At 73.6% G+C, this 17559-nt stretch carries 15 protein-coding genes and 1 tRNA gene; 7 read left to right on the top strand and 9 right to left on the bottom strand.

The features are described from left to right. Positions 1 to 26: 26 nt before the first annotated feature. Positions 27 to 1484 (bottom strand): NADP-dependent phosphogluconate dehydrogenase, encoded by a 1458-nt coding sequence (gene gnd / locus AC6CH6_RS03130; RefSeq protein WP_031283136.1) that lies wholly within the window; start codon positions 1482 to 1484, stop codon positions 27 to 29. Between the two features lie 190 nt (positions 1485 to 1674). Here gnd and AC6CH6_RS03125 point away from each other — a divergent pair, with 190 nt between their 5' ends. Next, positions 1675 to 1959, top strand: coding sequence for a hypothetical protein (locus tag AC6CH6_RS03125; RefSeq protein ID WP_017833734.1), 285 nt, complete (start codon positions 1675 to 1677; stop codon positions 1957 to 1959). A gap of 42 nt (positions 1960 to 2001) precedes the next feature. Here the strand turns inward: AC6CH6_RS03125 and AC6CH6_RS03120 are convergent. From AC6CH6_RS03120 to AC6CH6_RS03105, 4 genes are all read right to left on the bottom strand, one after another. Next, a tRNA-Val gene (locus AC6CH6_RS03120) sits at positions 2002 to 2077 on the bottom strand. A 130-nt stretch (positions 2078 to 2207) separates the two neighbouring features. Further along, positions 2208 to 3110: an NAD-dependent protein deacetylase gene (locus AC6CH6_RS03115; protein WP_496307150.1), complete on the bottom strand. Its 903-nt coding sequence runs from the start codon at positions 3108 to 3110 to the stop codon at positions 2208 to 2210. Between the two features lie 31 nt (positions 3111 to 3141). Beyond that, entirely contained in the window at positions 3142 to 3600 is a 459-nt protein-coding gene (locus AC6CH6_RS03110) for a peroxiredoxin (protein ID WP_017833736.1), read from the bottom strand. 35 nt (positions 3601 to 3635) lie between these two features. Next, positions 3636 to 4052, bottom strand: coding sequence for a DUF3052 domain-containing protein (locus AC6CH6_RS03105; protein WP_017833737.1), 417 nt, complete (start codon positions 4050 to 4052; stop codon positions 3636 to 3638). 453 nt (positions 4053 to 4505) lie between these two features. Between AC6CH6_RS03105 and aceE the strand changes: the two genes are divergently transcribed. From aceE to AC6CH6_RS03075, 6 genes are all read left to right on the top strand, one after another. After that, positions 4506 to 7244, top strand: a complete 2739-nt coding sequence (gene aceE, locus AC6CH6_RS03100) for a pyruvate dehydrogenase (acetyl-transferring), homodimeric type (protein ID WP_498253975.1) — start codon at positions 4506 to 4508, stop codon at positions 7242 to 7244. A gap of 111 nt (positions 7245 to 7355) precedes the next feature. Continuing rightward, a complete protein-coding gene (locus AC6CH6_RS03095) occupies positions 7356 to 8630 on the top strand; it encodes a PucR family transcriptional regulator (protein ID WP_284563631.1) in 1275 nt (424 codons plus the stop codon). Positions 8631 to 8708: 78 nt separating this feature from the next. Continuing rightward, a complete protein-coding gene (locus AC6CH6_RS03090) occupies positions 8709 to 9623 on the top strand; it encodes an ACP S-malonyltransferase (RefSeq protein ID WP_095650538.1) in 915 nt (304 codons plus the stop codon). Between the two features lie 111 nt (positions 9624 to 9734). Then, positions 9735 to 10802 (top strand): beta-ketoacyl-ACP synthase III, encoded by a 1068-nt coding sequence (locus AC6CH6_RS03085; protein WP_498253974.1) that lies wholly within the window; start codon positions 9735 to 9737, stop codon positions 10800 to 10802. A 209-nt stretch (positions 10803 to 11011) separates the two neighbouring features. Then, a complete protein-coding gene (locus AC6CH6_RS03080; protein WP_017833742.1) occupies positions 11012 to 11257 on the top strand; it encodes an acyl carrier protein in 246 nt (81 codons plus the stop codon). 111 nt (positions 11258 to 11368) lie between these two features. Next, entirely contained in the window at positions 11369 to 12628 is a 1260-nt protein-coding gene (locus AC6CH6_RS03075; RefSeq protein ID WP_017833743.1) for a beta-ketoacyl-[acyl-carrier-protein] synthase family protein, read from the top strand. 152 nt (positions 12629 to 12780) lie between these two features. Here AC6CH6_RS03075 and AC6CH6_RS03070 read toward each other — a convergent pair whose 3' ends face one another. The 4 genes from AC6CH6_RS03070 to AC6CH6_RS03055 all read right to left on the bottom strand — a co-directional run bounded on the left by AC6CH6_RS03070 (position 12781) and on the right by AC6CH6_RS03055 (position 17414). Continuing rightward, positions 12781 to 13284, bottom strand: a complete 504-nt coding sequence (locus AC6CH6_RS03070) for a DUF3145 domain-containing protein (RefSeq protein WP_031283140.1) — start codon at positions 13282 to 13284, stop codon at positions 12781 to 12783. A 309-nt stretch (positions 13285 to 13593) separates the two neighbouring features. Continuing rightward, positions 13594 to 14544 carry a tyrosine recombinase XerC gene (locus AC6CH6_RS03065; protein WP_498253973.1) on the bottom strand — a complete coding sequence of 317 codons (951 nt, stop codon included), beginning with the start codon at positions 14542 to 14544 and terminating at the stop codon, positions 13594 to 13596. A 9-nt stretch (positions 14545 to 14553) separates the two neighbouring features. Then, on the bottom strand, positions 14554 to 15762 hold the full coding sequence (gene dprA / locus AC6CH6_RS03060) for a DNA-processing protein DprA (protein ID WP_498253972.1): 1209 nt from the start codon (positions 15760 to 15762) through the stop codon (positions 14554 to 14556). Between the two features lie 80 nt (positions 15763 to 15842). Further along, positions 15843 to 17414 (bottom strand): YifB family Mg chelatase-like AAA ATPase, encoded by a 1572-nt coding sequence (locus AC6CH6_RS03055; RefSeq protein WP_498253971.1) that lies wholly within the window; start codon positions 17412 to 17414, stop codon positions 15843 to 15845. Positions 17415 to 17559 lie beyond the last annotated feature (145 nt).

The following is a 17559-nucleotide window of genomic DNA, read 5'->3' as shown; positions in this document are numbered from 1 at the left end:
GCCGGCGTCGTCGTGCGGGGTCCCGGTCAGGAGACGACCTCGGAGCGGTCCCCGCTCCACAGGGTGTGGTAGGTGCCCTCGGCGTCGTCGGTGCGCCGGTAGGTGTGGGCGCCGAAGAAGTCGCGCAGCCCCTGCGTCAGGGCCGCGTTGAGCCGGGGCCGGCGCAGCGAGTCGTAGTAGTTCAGCGTGGTGGCGAACACCGGCGCGGGGATGCCGCGCTCCACGGCCCGGGCCACGACGCGACGCCAGGACGGCAGGGCCTCCTCGACGGCGGCGACGAACTCCGGGGCGAAGAGCAGGTTCAGCGGCTGCTTGTCCCCCTTGTACGCCTCCATGATGACCTCGAGCAGCTCCGCCCGGATGATGCAGCCCTCCCGCCACAGGCCCGCGATGGTCGCGAGGTCCAGGTCCCAGCCGTACTCCCGGCCGGCCATGGTGAGCATGTCGAGTCCCTGGGCGTAGCTGACCAGCTTCGAGGCGTAGAGGGCCTTGCGCACGTCCTCCACGAACTCGGGGTCGTGCACGACGTCCTCGGTGGTGCCGCCGATGCCGGCGGGCAGCACGCGCTGCGCCTCGAGGCGCATCTCCGGCTCCGCGGAGGACAGCGCCCGGGCGAAGACGGACTCGGCGATCGCGGTGACCGGGGAGCCGAGCTCGAGGGCCTCCTGGACGGTCCAGCGGCCGGTGCCCTTCTGCCCTGCGGCGTCCACGATCACGTCGATGAGGGGCTGGTCCGTGCGGGCGTCGACCTGGCGCAGCACGTGCGCGGTGATCTCGATGAGGTAGGAGGCCAGCTCGGTGCGGTTCCACTGCTCGAAGACGTCGGCCTGCTCGGCCGGCTCGAGCCCGGCGACGGAGCGCAGCAGCTCGTGCGCCTCGCCGATGACCTGCATGTCGGCGTACTCGATGCCGTTGTGCACCATCTTCACGAAGTGGCCGGCGCCGTCCGTGTCGATCCAGGCGCAGCACGGCGTGCCGTCCTCCGCCTTGGCCGCGATGTCCTCGAGGAGGGGGCCGAGGGAGTCGTAGGACTTGCGGGGTCCGCCGGGCATGATGGAGGGCCCGAGCAGGGCGCCCTCCTCACCGCCCGAGACGCCGATGCCCACGAAGTCCAGGCCCTTCTCGGCGAGCTCGCGCTCGCGGCGCCGGGTGTCCTGGAAGTAGGAGTTGCCGCCGTCGATGATGATGTCGTCCTTCTCGAGCAGCGGCACGAGCTGCTCGATGACGGCGTCCACGGGGGCGCCGGCCTTGACCATCACGAGGATGCGGCGGGGGGTCTCGAGGGCGTCCACGAGTTCCTGGAGGGTCTCCGTGCGGATGAACGTCCCCTCGTCGCCGTGGGCGTCGAGCAGGGCGTCGGTCTTCTCGACCGAGCGGTTGTGGAGGGCGACGGTGTAACCGTGCCGGGCGAAGTTGCGGGCGAGGTTCGCGCCCATGACCGCGAGGCCGGTGACCCCGATCTGAGCTTTCTGTTCTGCTGCCATGCCCCCAGCCTACAAACTCCGGGAGGGCGCTCCGTCCGGTGCGCACTTGTTGCCGCGATCCCCAAGGGAAGGAGGGCCTGGGAGGGCCGACGGCGACATCCGGAAAACGAGCCCCGTCACAATCTCCGTTCGCCCCCGGAGGCTCCTACATTTACATTAGTGCTGGAACACGATGAGCCGGGGGGCCGGGATGGACGCGTGGAAGAGCGCACTGACGGTGGCCGTGGCCGGTGCCGCACTGTGGTCGGGCGCCGGGCTCGCACCTGCGGCGGCCGCCGAGGGCAGTGTCGACCTGGTCCTCGGCACCAAAGTGGTGCTCGACGAGGCGACGATCGCCCAGGTCACCGAGGGGGCGTCGCGGCTGTGCGGGGGCACGGCCTCCAGCTACGCGGCGCGGGCCCGGAAGGCCGATCGCACAGGCAGCATCGTGGTCCTGTGCACCCGGCCCGGGAACAAACAGGTTTACTTCCGCTGACCGCGCTCCGCGCCGGCTCCCGCGGGCGGTGCGACCGGCTCGTGGTGGGTCCTACCGGGATCGAACCGATGACATCCACGGTGTAAACGTGGCGCTCTACCAGCTGAGCTAAAGACCCTGACAACCGGGTGGGCGGTTTTCGCAACCGCCGGCACCCGGTTCCCGAACAGGCTACCCGCCGGGGCGCATCGGTGCCGACCGGGTGCGGGCCCGGCCCGGCGTGACGTTCGCCATATTCGCGGTCCGCCCTACGGCCGGGCGAGTCGCTGCTCGAGCCCCACCAGGAAGGCGGTCGCGGACGCGTCGACCTTCAGCCGCGCCGCGGCGTCCCCCCGGGTGCGCCCGTGGTTGACGATCACCACGGGCACGTCGGCGCGCACCGCGTGCCGGACGAAGCGGCGCCCCGAGTTCACGGTCAGGGACGAGCCCACGACCAGCAGGGCGTCGGCGGCGTCCACCATGCGCAGCGCACGCAGCACCCGGTGCCGAGGCGCGTTCTCCCCGAAGAACACGACGTCGGGCTTCAGGACCCCGCCGCAGACCGGGCAGTCCGGCACCCGGAACCCGGCCGTGCGCGGCACCACCGCGTCGGCGTCCGGGGCGAAGTCGATGTCGTCCGGGGACGAGATCGAGTCGTAGAAGCCGGGGTTGAGCTCGTCGAACAGGTCGGAGAGCACCGCCCGGGGGATGCGGGTGGCGCAGCGCATGCACCCGACCTGCGTGTAGCGTCCGTGCAGGTCCACGACGTTGAGGGACCCCGCGGCCTGGTGCAGGCGGTCGATGTTCTGGGTGACCACGCCCGTGACGGACCCCGACTCCTCGAGCCGGGCCAGGGCCGCGTGCCCGGCGTTGGGCCGGGCCCGCGCCAAGTGGCGCCACCCGTACTGGTTGCGCGCCCAGTAGTGGCTGCGCATGGCGGCGCTGCCCATGAACTCGTCGAAGGTCATGGGGGTGCGGGGAGTCGAGCCGGGGCCGCGGTAGTCCGGGATCCCGGACTCCGTGCTGATGCCCGCGCCCGTCAGGACGGCGGTCCGCCGCCCGCCCAGCAGGGCGGCCGCACCGGCCAGCCCCGCCTCGAGCCCGGCGGCGTCGGGGTCCGGGAACTGGTCGGGGTGCACGGGGGCGCCGTAGCCGGCGCGGACGGTGGGCATCGCTGCTCGCTGGGGACCGGGCCGGCCGGGCTCAGCCGTGCAGCTTGGTGAGGGCGGTGCGGTAGGCCTCGAGCTCCCGCGGCGTGCCGCGCTCCGACCGGAAGGCGTCGACGACGACGCCCTGCGCGTCCAGCACGAAGGTGGCCCGCTCCGCCAGACCGGCCACCGGGTCGAACACCCCGTAGCGCTGGGCCACCTCCCCGTGGGGCCAGAAGTCGGACAGCAGATCGAAGTCGAAGGACTCCTCCCGCGCGAACGCCCGCAGCGTGTACTTCGAGTCCACGGACACCGCGAGCAGCTTCACCCCGGCGTCGTCGAACACGGAGAGGCTGTCCTGGAGCCGGCACAGCTCGCCGGTGCAGACCCCGGAGAACGCGAACGGGTAGAACACGATCGCCACGGGGCGGCCGCGGAGGGCGCTCAGGGTCACCGGCTCGCCGAACTGGTTCTTGAGGGTGAAGTCCGGGGCGGGCGCGCCGATCTCGAGCATGCGTGGTCTCCTCCGCTGGGGTCCGGGACGCCCGGTCAGACGTTGCGCTTGGGCATGAGCCGGGTCGCGGCCCAGTCCGCGCTGACGCGTGCGGTCGTGGTCACGTGCAGGCCCGCCGTGGGCGCGGCCTCCTGGACCTCCGCGGGCGGCACGTAGCCGTCGCGGCCCGCCTTGGGGGTCAGCACCCACACCACGCCGCCCTCGTCCAGGGTGGTGGTGACGTCCACCAGCGTGTCGACGAGATCACCGTCACCCTCGCGGAACCAGAGGAGCACCGCGTCGACGACCTCCTGGTCGTCCTCGTCCAGCAGGTCCGACCCGATCACTTCCTCGATGCCGTCCCTCAGGTCGAGGTCGACGTCCTCGTCGTATCCGAACTCCTGGATGTAGTCGCCATCCTTGAAACCGAGCTGGACTACCGCGTCACCCGCGGTGGTCTTGGCCTCGCTCACTGTTCTTGCTCCTTCTGGGATCGGGCCGACGAACGACGACCACGCACTGCGTACCGGTGCTGGGCTCCGCCTGCCCGTCGGCGGACCGCGGGGGCACGGTGGCGGGCCGGATACCGGCTTCACCGTCCAGACAACACCGGATCAGGGACTCTTTCAAGCTCCCGCACGGTGAGCGCCTCCGAATCATGGGGGTGACGCGTGGGCTGACACGCCGTGTGACGGCCCGCCCCGGGTGTGGAAGCATGGTCCCCACAGACACCCCGTACGCCCGAGACGGCCCCGGCGGCGCGATCCGCACGACGGGCCCGGTTCCCGGACGTCCGCCCGTTCCGGGTGGCGTTCGGACAGCGGAACGGGCAACGGGTATTTTGAGACTGTCGGACGTCCCGGCCGCGCCCTCGCGCGCGCACCCGCCCGGGATCCGTCGGGCAACTCGACGAAGAGAGGTTGAACGTGCCTTCATCCAGCAACCACCACATCCTCAGTGGCTTGACCAACAACCTGAAGGACTCCGACACCGAGGAGACCCGGGAGTGGATCGAGTCCTTCGAGGGCCTGATCGAGACGCAGGGCACGGAACGGGCGCAGTACATCATGCGCGCCCTCCTCCAGCACGCCGGCGCGAAGAGCGTGGGCGTGCCGATGGTCACCACCACGGACTACGTGAACTCGATCCCGGTGGACCAGGAGCCGGAGTTCCCGGGCGACGAGGAGATCGAGCGGCGCTACCGTGCGTTCCTGCGCTGGAACGCCGCCGTGATGGTGCACCGGGCCCAGCGCCCGGAGATCGGCGTGGGCGGTCACATCTCCTCCTACGCCGGCGTGGCGACCCTCTACGAGGTGGGCCTCAACCACTTCTTCCGCGGCCCGGAGCACCCCGGCGGCGGCGACCAGGTGTTCTGGCAGGGCCACTCGGCCCCCGGCAACTACGCGCGCGCCTATCTCGAGGGCCGGCTCACCGAGGAGCAGCTGGACGGGTTCCGGCAGGAGAAGACGAAGGCCCCGAACGGGCTGCCCTCCTACCCGCACCCCCGCTCCATGCCCGACTTCTGGCAGTTCCCGACCGTGTCCATGGGCATCGGCCCGATGAACGCGATCTACCAGGCCCAGTTCAACCGCTACCTGCACAACCGCGGGATCAAGGACACCTCCGAGCAGCACGTGTGGGCGTTCCTGGGCGACGGCGAGATGGACGAGCCGGAGTCGCGCGGCCTGCTGCAGCTGGCCGCCAACGACAAGCTCGACAACCTCACGTTCGTCATCAACTGCAACCTGCAGCGCCTGGACGGGCCGGTGCGCGGCAACGGCAAGATCGTCCAGGAGCTCGAGGCCTTCTTCCGCGGCGCCGGCTGGAACGTCGTGAAGGTCCTCTGGGGCCGCGAGTGGGACCAGCTGCTCGCCAAGGACGAGGACGGCGAGCTGGTCCGGATCATGAACGAGACCCTCGACGGCGACTTCCAGACCTACAAGGCCGAGTCCGGCGGGTTCATCCGCGACCACTTCTTCGGCAAGTCCCCGGCCACCAAGGAGCTCGTCGCGGACATGACCGACGACGAGATCTGGGAGCTCAAGCGCGGCGCCCACGACTACCAGAAGGTCTACGCCGCCTACAAGGCCGCGACCGAGCACGAGGGCCAGCCGACCGTGGTCCTGGCGCAGGGCGTGAAGGGCTACGGCCTGGGCAGCCACTTCGAGGCGCGCAACGCGACCCACCAGATGAAGAAGCTGACCCTGGAGGACCTCAAGGCCTTCCGCGACCACCTGCGCATCCCCATCTCGGACGAGGAGCTGGAGAGCGACCTGTACGGCGCGCCCTACTACCACCCCGGCAAGGACTCGCCGGAGGTCAAGTACCTCCTGGAGCGCCGCAAGGAGCTCGGCGGCTTCGTCCCGGACCGCCCGCACGAGCAGCACGAGATCGCGCTGCCCACCGACGCCGCGTACAAGTCCGCGAAGAAGGGCTCGGGCAAGCAGATGGCGGCCACCACCATGGCCTTCGTGCGCATCCTGAAGGACCTCCTGCGGGAGAAGGACTTCGGCCACCGGATCGTGCCCATCGTCCCCGACGAGGCCCGCACCTTCGGCATGGACTCGTTCTTCCCCACGGCGAAGATCTACAACCCCAACGGGCAGAACTACCTCTCCGTGGACCGCGAGCTGATGCTGGCCTACAAGGAGTCCCCGCAGGGCCAGATCCTGCACGCGGGGATCAACGAGGCCGGCTCCGTGGCGGCGTTCACCGCCGCGGGGACCGCCTACGCCACCCACGGCGAGCCGATGGTGCCGGTCTACATCTTCTACTCGATGTTCGGCTTCCAGCGCACCGGCGACTCCTTCTGGGCCGCCGCCGACCAGATGACCCGCGGGTTCATCATCGGGGCCACCGCCGGGCGCACCACGCTCACCGGCGAGGGCCTCCAGCACGCCGACGGCCACTCGCCGCTGCTGGCCGCGACCAACCCGGCGGTCATCCACTACGACCCCGCGTACGGCTACGAGATCGCCCACATCGTCCGGCGCGGCCTCGAGCACATGTACGGCACGGGCGACGAGGACCACAACGTCATGTACTACGTGACGGTCTACAACGAGCCGTACCAGCAGCCCGCCGAGCCGGAGGACGTCGACGTCGAGGGCATCCTCAAGGGCATCTACCTGCTCAAGCCCGCCGAGAACGAGGGGCCCCGGGCGCAGCTGCTCGCCTCCGGCGTGGCCGTGCCGTGGGCGCTCGAGGCGCAGAAGCTGCTCGCCGAGGACTGGGGGGTCTCCGCCGACGTGTGGTCGGTGACGTCGTGGGTCGAGCTGCGCCGCGACGGCGTGGCCGCCGAGAAGGAGGCGTTCCTCAACCCCGGCGACGGGACGCGGACCCCGTTCGTGGCCCAGCAGCTGGCCGGGGCCACGGGCCCGGTCGTGGCCGTCTCGGACTTCAGCGCGGACCTGCCGGACAAGATCCGCCAGTTCGTCCCGAACGAGTTCGCGTCCCTGGGCGCCGACAGCTTCGGCTTCTCGGACACCCGCGCCGGCGCCCGCCGGTTCTTCAAGATCGACTCCCACTCCATGGTGGTCCGCGCCCTGGAGATGCTCGCCAAGCGCGGCGAGGTCGACTGGCGCGCTCCGGGCGAGGCGATCGAGAAGTACTCGCTCAAGGACGTCACCGCCGGCACCTCCGGCAACGCGGGCGGCGACGCCTGAGCCGAGCCCTCCGGTGCACCACGGCGCCCCGCCCACCCGCGTCCGGGTGGGCGGGGCGCCGTCGTCGTCCCCGGGCCCGGGGCGGCGATCCGGTGCTCTAAGCTCGGAGGCATGGCTGGACAGGACGGGAACACCACGACGCGCTGGCTGCGCCCCTCGCGCAGACGGTCCACCGACCGGCACCGTCCCGTCGCCCCGCCCCACCCCAGGACGCTCGAGAACCTCAAGGCCAACCTGGGCGCGATCTCCACGGTCGCGACCCGCCGGCTCGAGACGGACCTCGGCTGGTTCGAGGAGCTGCGCGCCGACGAGCGCTCCGAGCTGGGTCTCGTGGCCCAGCGGGGCATCTCCTCGTTCGTGCGCTGGTACGAGGACCCGGAGGAGCCCCTGTGGGTGCTCACCCAGGTCTTCCGGGGCGCCCCCACGGACCTGACCCGCTCCATCTCCCTCCAGCACGCCCTGCAGCTGCTGCGGATCGTCGTGGACGTCGTGGAGGAGAAGGTCCCGGAGCTCGCCAAGCACCACGACGAGGCCGCGCTGCGGGAGGCCGTGCTGCGCTACTCGCGGGAGATCGCCTTCGCCGCCGCGGACGTCTACGCCCGCGCCGCCGAGAACCGCGGGTCGTGGGACGCCCGGCTGGAGTCCCTCGTGGTCGACGGGATCCTCCGGGGGGAGCACTCCGACGCGCTGCGCTCCCGCGTCGCGGCCCTGGGCTGGGCCTCGACGGGCCCGGTCACCGTGCTCACGGGCTCCGCGCCCGAGGCCGCCGGCCCGTCCACCGTGGCCCGGCTGCGCAGGCTCGCCGGCCGCCACGCGCAGGACTCCCTCGTCTCCATCCAGGGCGACCGGCTCGTGCTCATCCTCGGAGGGCTGTCCGACCGGGACCTCGCCCTCGAGAAGCTCGCCGCCGCGTTCGGGCCGGGACCGGTGGCCTACGGCCCGGAGTCCCCCACGGTCTTCGCGGCGGGACGCTCCGCCCGGCTCGCCCACGCCGCCCTGTCCGTGGCGCCGGCCTGGCCCGCGGCGCCCCGCCCGGTGCACTCCGAGGACCTGTGGCCGGAGCGGGCCATGGCCGGGGACGAGAGCGCGCGCACGGCGATGGTCGAGTCGGTCTACCGCCCGCTGACGCGCTCCGCGACCGGGCTCGTGGAGACCCTGTCCGCCTACGTCTCCGTCGGCCACTCCCTCGAGGCCACCGCCCGGGAGCTGTTCGTGCACGCCAACACGGTGCGCTACCGGCTGCGCCGGATCAGCGACCTCACCGGCTGGGACCCCCTGGTCCCCCGCGACGCGTTCGTGCTGCACTGCGCCCTCGTGGCGGGCCGGCTCGCGGACTCGTGCGCCCCCATCGACACCTCCACCCCCGCCGTGGGACCGGTCTTGTAGCATCCCTACAAACACCGCCGCCGGGCTTGGTGGCCTCCGGGCCACCGCGCGGGGGCCCATCCTTGCGAAGCTGTAGCGGTGATCGCGATCGTCTGCCCCGGACAGGGCTCCCAGAAACCCGGCTTCCTCACCGAATGGCTCGCCCTCGACGGCGTCCGCGCCCACCTCGAGGAGCTGGGCGAGGCCGCAGGACTCGACCTCGTGCACTACGGCACCGAGGCCGACGAGGACACCATCAAGGACACCGCGGTGGCCCAGCCCCTCATCGTGGCCGCCGGCCTCGTCGCGGGCCGGCTGCTCGGCGACCGGATCGGCCCCGGCCGGGACGACCTGGTCTTCGCGGGGCACTCGGTGGGTGAGATCACCGCCTCCGCCCTGGCCGGCGCCCTCACCGAGGCCGACGCCATGGCCTTCGTGCGCACCCGGGCCAACGCCATGGCCCGGGCGGCCGCCGCCGTCCCCACCGGCATGAGCGCCGTGCTCGGCGGCAAGGAGGACGAGGTCCTCGCCGCCATCGAGGCCGCGGGCCTGACGCCCGCCAACGCCAACGGGGGCGGGCAGACCGTGGCCGCCGGCACCCTCGAGCAGCTGGCCGCCCTCGCCGCGGCCCCGCCGGCCCGCGCCCGGGTGATCCCCCTCAAGGTGGCCGGCGCCTTCCACACCGAGCACATGGCCCCGGCCCTGGAGCCCCTGCACGAGCTGGTCCCCCGGCTCTCGCCCGCCGACCCCGTGCACCCGCTGCTCTCCAACGCCGACGGCGAGCCCGTGAGCGGCGGCGCCGCGAACCTCGAGTCGCTCGTGGCCCAGGTCTGCCGGCCCGTGCGCTGGGACCTGTGCACGCGGACCCTCCTGGAGCGCGGCGTCGAGCAGCTCGTCGAGCTCCCGCCGGCGGGCACCCTCGTCGGCCTGGCCAAGCGGGGCATGAAGGGCGTCCCGGCCCTGGCCGTGAACTCCGCGGCGGAACTGGAGCAGGCCAGGAGTATTCTTGACTGACGTCCGCGCGCGCACCGCGTGCGCCGCCCGTCCCGAGGCCGGAGCAGCCGTTCCGCCCCGCCCAGCCGGCCCGTCCGTCCCGCCCGGCCGCACGAAGGAGCAACGACCCCTGTGGTGACCCTGAAGCAGCAACAGACCAACGCGCACTCCCGGATCCTCGGCCTGGGCGTCTACCGCCCGGACGTGGTCGTGACCAACGACGACGTCTGCCAGTGGATCGAGTCCTCGGACGAGTGGATCCAGCAGCGCACCGGCATCAGGACCCGGCACCGCGCCGCCGAGGACGTGAGCGTCCTCGACATGTCCGAGCACGCCGCCCGCGAGGCGCTGGCCGCCGCCGGCATCGAGGCCTCGCAGCTCGGGGCGGTGATCGTCTCCACGATCTCCTTCCCCTACCTCACCCCGTCCGCCGCCGCGGCCCTGGCAGACCGTCTGGGCGCCACCCCGGCACCGGCCTTCGACATCTCGGCGGCCTGCGCCGGCTACTGCTACGGCGTCGCCCAGGCCGACGCGCTCGTCCGCTCGGGCGCGGCCGACTACGTGCTGGTCATCGGCGTGGAGAAGCTCTCCGACGTCATCGACAACAGCGAGCGCTCCATCTCCTTCCTGCTCGGCGACGGCGCGGGCGCCGTGGTCATCGGCCCCTCCGACACCCCCGGCATCGGCCCGTCCGTGTGGGGCTCCGACGGCTCCAAGTGGGACGCCATCCGGATGACCCACCCGCTCACCGACATCCGGGCGGTGGAGCAGGGGCGCGACCGGGCCCAGTCCCCCGACCTCCTCGACCCGGAGACCGGCGCGGTGCGCGAGGACGCCACCCTCTGGCCGACCCTGCGCCAGGACGGGCAGACGGTCTTCCGCTGGGCCTCGTGGGAGGTCGCCAAGCGCGCGCAGGAGGCCATGGACGTGGCCGGGGTGCGGCCCGAGGACCTGAGCGCCTTCATCCCCCACCAGGCGAACATGCGGATCATCGACCAGATGGCCAAGACGCTCAAGCTCCCCGAGTCCGTGGTCATCGCCCGGGACATCGCCGACTCCGGCAACACGTCCGCCGCGTCCGTGCCCCTCGCCACGCACCGCCTGCTCGCCGAGCACCCGGAACTGTCCGGGAAGCTGGCCCTGCAGATCGGTTTCGGCGCCGGCCTCGTCTACGGAGCGCAGGTCGTCGTCCTCCCCTGACCGCCGCCGGGACGCGGACCGGGCCCCCGGGGGTCCTGCCCACGTGTCGGTGCCACCGCGGGGCCCTGCGAGTCGTCGTAGGGTTGAACCGCACACCCGATGTCCCCCGGTCCGGGCCCACGGCCCGACCGGGACAGATGCACCCGGCACCTGCCCGGGGCGCACGTCACCACCGGCTGCTCCGGCAGCCGCAGAGAAAGGAAGCCACCATGGCGAGCAAAGAGGAAATCCTGACCGGCCTGGCCGAGATCGTCAACGAGGAGACCGGCCTCGAGACCGAGGCCGTCCAGCTGGACAAGTCCTTCACCGAGGACCTCGACATCGACTCCATCTCGATGATGACCATCGTGGTCAACGCCGAGGAGAAGTTCGACGTGACCATCCCCGACGAAGAGGTCAAGAACCTCAAGACCGTCGAGGACGCCGTCAACTTCATCGACAACGCCCAGGCCTGATCCGGCCGGTCGGTGCGGGGCGCGGCGGACCGCAGGATCCGCCGCGCCGCACCGACCCGCGACCGGGCGGGCCGCCCGCCGCATCACCCCAGGACACGAGGAAGTGCAGTCATGACCCGCAAAGTAGTCGTCACCGGTCTCGGTGCCACCACCCCGATCGGTGGCACCGTCCCCGAGCTGTGGCGCAGCGCCACCACGGGCGTCTCCGGTGTCAGAGCCATCGAGCACGACTGGGTGGACACCTACGATCTGGGCGTGCGGATCGCCGCGCCCGTCTCGACCCCCGCCAGCGAGGTGCTCTCCCGGGTCGAGGCCAAGCGTCTGGACCCCTCCGGGCAGCTGTCCGTCATCGCCGCCCGCGAGGCGTGGGCCGACGCCGGGTTCTCCGGCAACAACGCCGAGACCTCCGAGGAGGTCGACCCGGACCGCTTCGCCGTGGCCTTCGGCACCGGCATCGGCGGGGTCTGGACCCTGCTGGACGCCTACGACACCCTCCAGAAGCGCGGCGCGCGGCGCGTCATGCCCCTCACCGTCCCCATGCTGATGCCCAACGGCAACGCGGCGGCCGTGGGCATGGACCTCAAGGCCCGGGCCGCGTCCATCACGCCCGTCTCGGCGTGCGCCTCCGGCACGGAGGCCTTCTACCAGGGCATGAACCTCATCCGCTCCGGCAAGGCGGACCTCGTGGTGGTGGGCGGCGCCGAGTCCGCGATCCACCCCGTGACCATCGCGGCGTTCGCCTCCATGCAGGCGCTGTCGAAGCGCAACGACGAGCCGGAGCGCGCCTCCCGCCCCTACGACACGGCCCGCGACGGGTTCGTGATGGGCGAGGGCGCCGGCGCCGTGGTCCTCGAGTCGGAGGAGCACGCCCGCGCCCGCGGCGCACGGATCTACGCCGAGCTCGCCGGCGCCGGCCTCACCTCGGACGCCTACCACATCACCGCGCCCGACGAGGAGGGCCGCGGGGCGGCCCGCGCCCTCGCGGAGGCCATGGAGACCGGTGAGTTCGGTCCGGCCGACGTCAAGCACGTCAACGCCCACGCGACCTCCACGCCCAAGGGCGACGCCCCGGAGGCCGGCGCCCTGCGCCGGGCGTTCGGCTCGGCGGTGGACGACATGTGCGTCTCGGCGACCAAGTCGATGACGGGCCACATCCTGGGCGGCTCGGGCGCCGTCGAGGCCGTGCTCACCGTGCTCGCCGTCCACCACCGCACCGCGCCCTGCACCATCAACCTGGAGAACCAGGACCCGGAGATCGACCTCGACGTCGTCACCGACGCCCGCGACCTTCCCTCCGGGGACTTCGTGGCCGTGTCCAACTCCTTCGGCTTCGGCGGCCACAACGCGGTCGCCGCGTTCCGCACCGTCTGAGCGCACGCCCGCCGCGCCCGCACCGTCGGGCGCAGCCCGTCCGGGCGCGGACCGTTCGGACGCACGCAAGAGGGCCGTCCCGCTGATCGCGGGACGGCCCTCTTGCGCGCTGCGGGCCCCGTGCCCCCGGAGGCGGGGCGGGGCCGCGGGGCTCAGCCGACGCGGTGCAGCCAGCGCACCGGGGCGCCCTCCGCGGCGTGCCGGAAGGGCTCGAGCTCCTCGTCCCAGGCCTCCCCCAGGGCGAGGGAGAGCTCGTTGATGACGAGCAGCGGGTTGCCGGCCGCCGTCTCGTAGGCGTAGCGGATCCGGTCCTCGGAGACCATGATGTTGCCGGCGGCGTCCGTGGTCGCGTGGAAGATCCCGAGGTCGGGGGTGAAGGACCAGCGGGCGCCGTCGTGGCCGCGGCACGGGTTCTCGGTGACCTCGAACCGGAGGCGGCCCATCGTGCGCAGCGCCGAGGCGAGGAGGGCGCCGGTCCCCGCGGGTCCGGACCACTCCAGCTCGGCGCGCACGGAACCGGGCTCGGCGTTCTGCTGGGTCCACTCGAGCTCCGTGCGCTGGCGCGCGACCGACTCCAGCGCCCACTGGATGTGCGGGCACAGCGCTCGCGGAGCCGAGTGCACGTAGAGCACTCCGCGCGTGGTGGGTGCAGACATGACCTGTTCCTCCGTCGTGTAGGTACGTCTTCCCCAACGCCCTGCACGGAAGCGGTCCCACCCGTCGGGCCGCGGCGAGCGTGCCGCGACCGGACGATGCTGTTGTCCGGGCTCGCGTCCCGCCGCGGGGATTCGAGGCCCGCGCGGCGTCCGGTAGCCCGGGTGCCGCACCCGTCGTTCCGGCCGGCTCCGAGCGTGTTGCCGAGTCCGGGACGTCGAGTACAATACGCCACTCATTCAACTGCAAACATTCCACGGGCGTCAACCCGGGACGCCGTGTTGCTCCGCGATCCTCCGCCCCGGCGCACGTCAGGCCCGGGGGTGGGCCTGTCGGTAGACGGTTCCCAGGCGGTCCACGGAGACGTGCGTGTAGATCTGGGTGGTCGCCACGGAGGCGTGCCCCAGCAGCTCCTGCACCGTGCGCAGGTCGGCGCCGCCGTCCACGAGGTGCGTGGCCGCCGAGTGGCGCAGGGCGTGCGGCCCCCGGGCGGCGGTGTCGGGGACGGTGCCGAGCTCCCGCTCCACGACGCGCCGGACCTGGCGGGCGTCGATCCGGCCGCCCCGGGAGCCGAGGAACAGCGCCGGCCCGCTGCCCGCCGCGGCCAGCACGGGCCGGCGGGCCAGCCAGAGCTGCAGCGCGTCGTCGGCGGGGCGGCCGAAGGGCACCGTGCGCTGCTTGTCGCCCTTGCCGATCACCGTGAGGACGCGCCGGGAGCGGTCGACGTCGTCGACGTCGGCACCCGTGAGCTCGCCCACCCGCGCACCCGTGGCGTAGAGCAGCTCGAGGAGGGCGCGGTCCCGGGCGACGAGCGCGCCCTCCGCCCCCGCGGCCCCGGGCTCGGTGGAGCGGGCCGCGAGATCGTCCAGCAGCTCGCGCATCCCGTCGGCGGGCACGACGTCCGGGAGGTGGCGCCGGCGGCGCGGGGCGACGAGCCGCAGGCTGGGATCGGCGCCCACCAGGCCGGTGCCGGCGGCCCAGCCGAAGAACCCGCGGACCGACGCCGTCCAGCGGGCCATGGACGAGCGTCCCGCCCCCTCGGCGTGCCGGACGGCCAGCCAGGCCCGGAGCATCTCCAGGTCCACGGCGGCCGGCGCGGCGACCCCGTACCGGGCGTGCAGCCAGGTGAAGAGGGCGCGGAGGTCACCCGTGTAGGCGTCCACGGTGCGGGGACTGCGCGCCAGCTCGTGCACCAGGTGGTCCGTGTACCGCTCCAGGGCCCGGACCACGGCCGTGGGCAGCGGGGCGGCGTCGGAGGTCATGCGGCGATTCTAGCGGCGGCGCCACCCCTCCCCCGCCCCCTCCGCCAGGCCGCGCTCCTCGAGCCGGCGCAGCCCGCCCAGCACCTCGCGGGCGGACAGGCCGGCGACGCGGGACAGGTGGTCCGGGCGGCTGCGCACCCTCAGGGGCAGCGCGTCGAGGAGCACGCGGTCCCGGTCAGAGAGCCCGTCGACGACGGAGACCGGGGCGGGCCGGTCGGGCGCCGGCGCCGTCCCGAGGGGCTGGACGAGCTCGAGCACCTCGTCGACGTCCGTGACCAGGACGGCGGTGCCCTCCCGCACCAGCCGGTGGCAGCCGGCGGAGGTGCCGGCGTGGACGCTGCCGGGCACCGCGCCCACCGGGCGGCTGAGCCCGTCCGCGTGGTGGGCCGTGTTCTGCGCCCCGGACCGCCACCGGGCCTCGACCACCACCGTGCCGGCCGAGAGGGCGGCGATGATCCGGTTGCGCTGGAGGAAGCGGTAGCGGCTGGGCGTGCACCCGGGGGCGGCCTCGGCCAGCAGCAGCCCGGCGGCCTCGACCCGGTGGAGCAGCTCGTGGTTGCCCGGAGGATAGAGGCGGTCGATCCCGCACGCCATGACAGACACCGTGGGCGGGTGCGCGGTGCCGGTGGCCAGCGCGGCCGAGTGGGCGGCCTGGTCGATGCCGTGGGCACCGCCGGAGACCACCGTCCAGCCGCGGGCGGCCAGGGCGCCGGCGATGTCCAGGGCGACCTGCCGGCCGTAGGTCGAGCAGTCCCGGGAGCCGACGACGGCGACGGAGCGGGCGGCGGGGAAGCCGAGGAGCCGCCGGTCGCCGCGGCCCCACAGGCCCACCGGCTGGAACAGGCCCAGGTCGGCCAACGCCCCGGGCCAGTCGGGGTCCTCGGGGATCGCGAACCACGCTCCCGCCCGGGCGGCGACCCCCAGGTCCGCGGAGGGGTCGAGGTCCGCCGCCCGGGGGGCCCAGCGGGCCAGGGCGCGCCGGAGGTCGACCTGGCGGGGACCGTACCCGGCCTCGGCGGCCGCCCGCACGAACACCGGGTGCTCCCCGGCGCCGATGGGGCGCGTCCCCGTGGCGATCTCGAGCGCGGCGACCGGTCCGAGCGCCGCCAGCAGCAGCATGGCGGTGGCGTCGGTCGGCTCCACGAGCCGGGACAGCCCGGCGCGGGCCAGCAGCAGCGGGTCGTGGCCGGAGCGTGTGCCGGGCGGGGCGGGGTGCATGGCGGGGCCTTCCTGTCGCGGACGGGTCGGACTGGACGGGACGCGGCGGACCGGGCGGGACGGGGTGGACACGGCGGCGCTCAGGCCGGGACGAGGGAGCGGAAGTACAGCGCGGTGTCGACGTCGTCGAGCACCGGGACGCCCCGGCCCTCCAGGTCGGCCAGTGTCCAGGCGACCCGGAGCACCCGCTGGTGCCCTCGGGCGGTCAGCGAGCCTCGGTCCATGGCCCGCTCCAGCGGGGCGGTGACCGGGCGCGGGGGACGCAGTGCGCCGTGCAGGAGACTGCCCCCGAGCTCGGCGTTCGTGCGCAGCCCCAGGCCGCGCAGACGCTCCGCTTGGGCCGCCCGCGCCCGGGCGACGCGCACGGCGACCTCCGCCGTGCTCTCCCCCTGTCCCGCCCCGGCGGCGAGCTCGCCGTAGGAGACCTTCGGCACCGCGATCTGCAGGTCCACCCGGTCCAGCAGCGGACCGCTCAGCTTGCCGAAGTAGCTGCGGCGCATCCGTGGGGTGCACGTGCAGTCGGCGCCGCGGCCCCCGGCCTGCCCGCACGGGCAGGGGTTCGCCGCGAGGACCAGCTGGAAGCGGGCCGGATAGACCGCCGAGGCCGTGGACCGGTCGATCACGACCCGGCCGTTCTCGAGCGGCTGGCGCAGCGCGTCGACGACCCCGCGGTCGAACTCGGGGGCCTCGTCGAGGAACAGGACGCCGCGGTGCGCCCGGGAGGCGGCACCAGGGCGCGGGATCCCGGACCCGCCCCCGAACAGGGCGGCCGCCGAGGCGGTGTGGTGCGGCGCCTCGAACGGAGGGCGCCGGATCAGGGCGGTGCACCGCCCGGCGGCCCCGTTGAGCGAGTGGACGGCCGTCACCTCCATCGCGGCGTCGTCCTCGAGGTCCGGCAGGAGGCCCGGGAGCCGCTCGGCGAGCATCGTCTTGCCGGATCCGGGCGGGCCCACCATGAGCAGGTGGTGCCCGCCGGCGGCGGCGATCTCCAGGGCCAGGCGCCCGTCGGCCTGCCCGGCGACGTCGGCGAGATCCGGTGCGGCGCGGGGCGCGGGGTGGGTCGCCACGCCATCCGTCCCGGGCCCGTCCGGCACTGCCCCGGCCGGGACGGACCCGGCAGGTGCCGGCCGGCACAGACCGGCGGGATCGGCCCCGGCGCCGGCGAGCACGTCGGCGAGGCAGCTGAAGCCCTCCACCCGTGCGCCGGGGACCAGCCCCGCCTCCGCCGCGTTGGCCGCCGGGACGACGATCCGCTCGTGCCCGGCGCGCACGGCGGCCATGACCGCCGGCAGGATGCCGCGCACCGGCCGCAGCGCCCCGTCCAGGCCCAGTTCGGCCAGGAAGACGGTCCGCCCGGTCGCGGGCACGTCACCGGCGGCCTGCAGGGCGCTCATCACGATGGCGAGGTCGAAGAGGGATCCCCGCTTGGGCAGCGTCGCGGGGGTCAGGTTGACCGTGAGCTTGCGCGGGCTCAGGGGCATCCCGCTGTTGCGCGCCGCCGCCCGCAGCCGTTCCCTCGCCTCGTTGAGCGCGGCGTCCGGCAGCCCCACGATGGAGAAGGCGGGCAGGGTCTGCCCGATGTCCGCCTCGACCTCCACCATCGACCCGTCGAGCCCGATCAGGGCCACCGCCCAGGTCCGTGCGAAGCCCATCAGCGCGCCCCGGTGGCGGGCGCGACGGGATCCCGGGGACAGCGCCCGGGGAGGGGGAACGGAAGGGAACGACGACGGTGCATGGGAACCTCCTGGTTCCCAGACTGCGCCGTGCCGGCGGAGCGCGGCGGTGCCGCCCGCCCCA

This window comes from Kocuria sp. GQ42, assembly GCF_059758435.1.
This window is presented reverse-complemented; position numbering and strand designations above follow the sequence as displayed.

Coding starts and splice junctions, on each gene's coding strand:
- AC6CH6_RS03065 (WP_498253973.1), bottom strand. CDS start 14,544: ATGACCTCCGACGCCGCCCCGCTGCCCACGGCCGTGGTCCGGGCCCTG.
- AC6CH6_RS03055 (WP_498253971.1), bottom strand. CDS start 17,414: ATGGGCTTCGCACGGACCTGGGCGGTGGCCCTGATCGGGCTCGACGGG.
- AC6CH6_RS03115 (WP_496307150.1), bottom strand. CDS start 3,110: ATGCCCACCGTCCGCGCCGGCTACGGCGCCCCCGTGCACCCCGACCAG.
- AC6CH6_RS03095 (WP_284563631.1), top strand. CDS start 7,356: ATGGCTGGACAGGACGGGAACACCACGACGCGCTGGCTGCGCCCCTCG.
- dprA (WP_498253972.1), bottom strand. CDS start 15,762: ATGCACCCCGCCCCGCCCGGCACACGCTCCGGCCACGACCCGCTGCTG.
- AC6CH6_RS03070 (WP_031283140.1), bottom strand. CDS start 13,284: ATGTCTGCACCCACCACGCGCGGAGTGCTCTACGTGCACTCGGCTCCG.
- AC6CH6_RS03125 (WP_017833734.1), top strand. CDS start 1,675: ATGGACGCGTGGAAGAGCGCACTGACGGTGGCCGTGGCCGGTGCCGCA.
- AC6CH6_RS03080 (WP_017833742.1), top strand. CDS start 11,012: ATGGCGAGCAAAGAGGAAATCCTGACCGGCCTGGCCGAGATCGTCAAC.
- AC6CH6_RS03110 (WP_017833736.1), bottom strand. CDS start 3,600: ATGCTCGAGATCGGCGCGCCCGCCCCGGACTTCACCCTCAAGAACCAG.
- gnd (WP_031283136.1), bottom strand. CDS start 1,484: ATGGCAGCAGAACAGAAAGCTCAGATCGGGGTCACCGGCCTCGCGGTC.
- AC6CH6_RS03075 (WP_017833743.1), top strand. CDS start 11,369: ATGACCCGCAAAGTAGTCGTCACCGGTCTCGGTGCCACCACCCCGATC.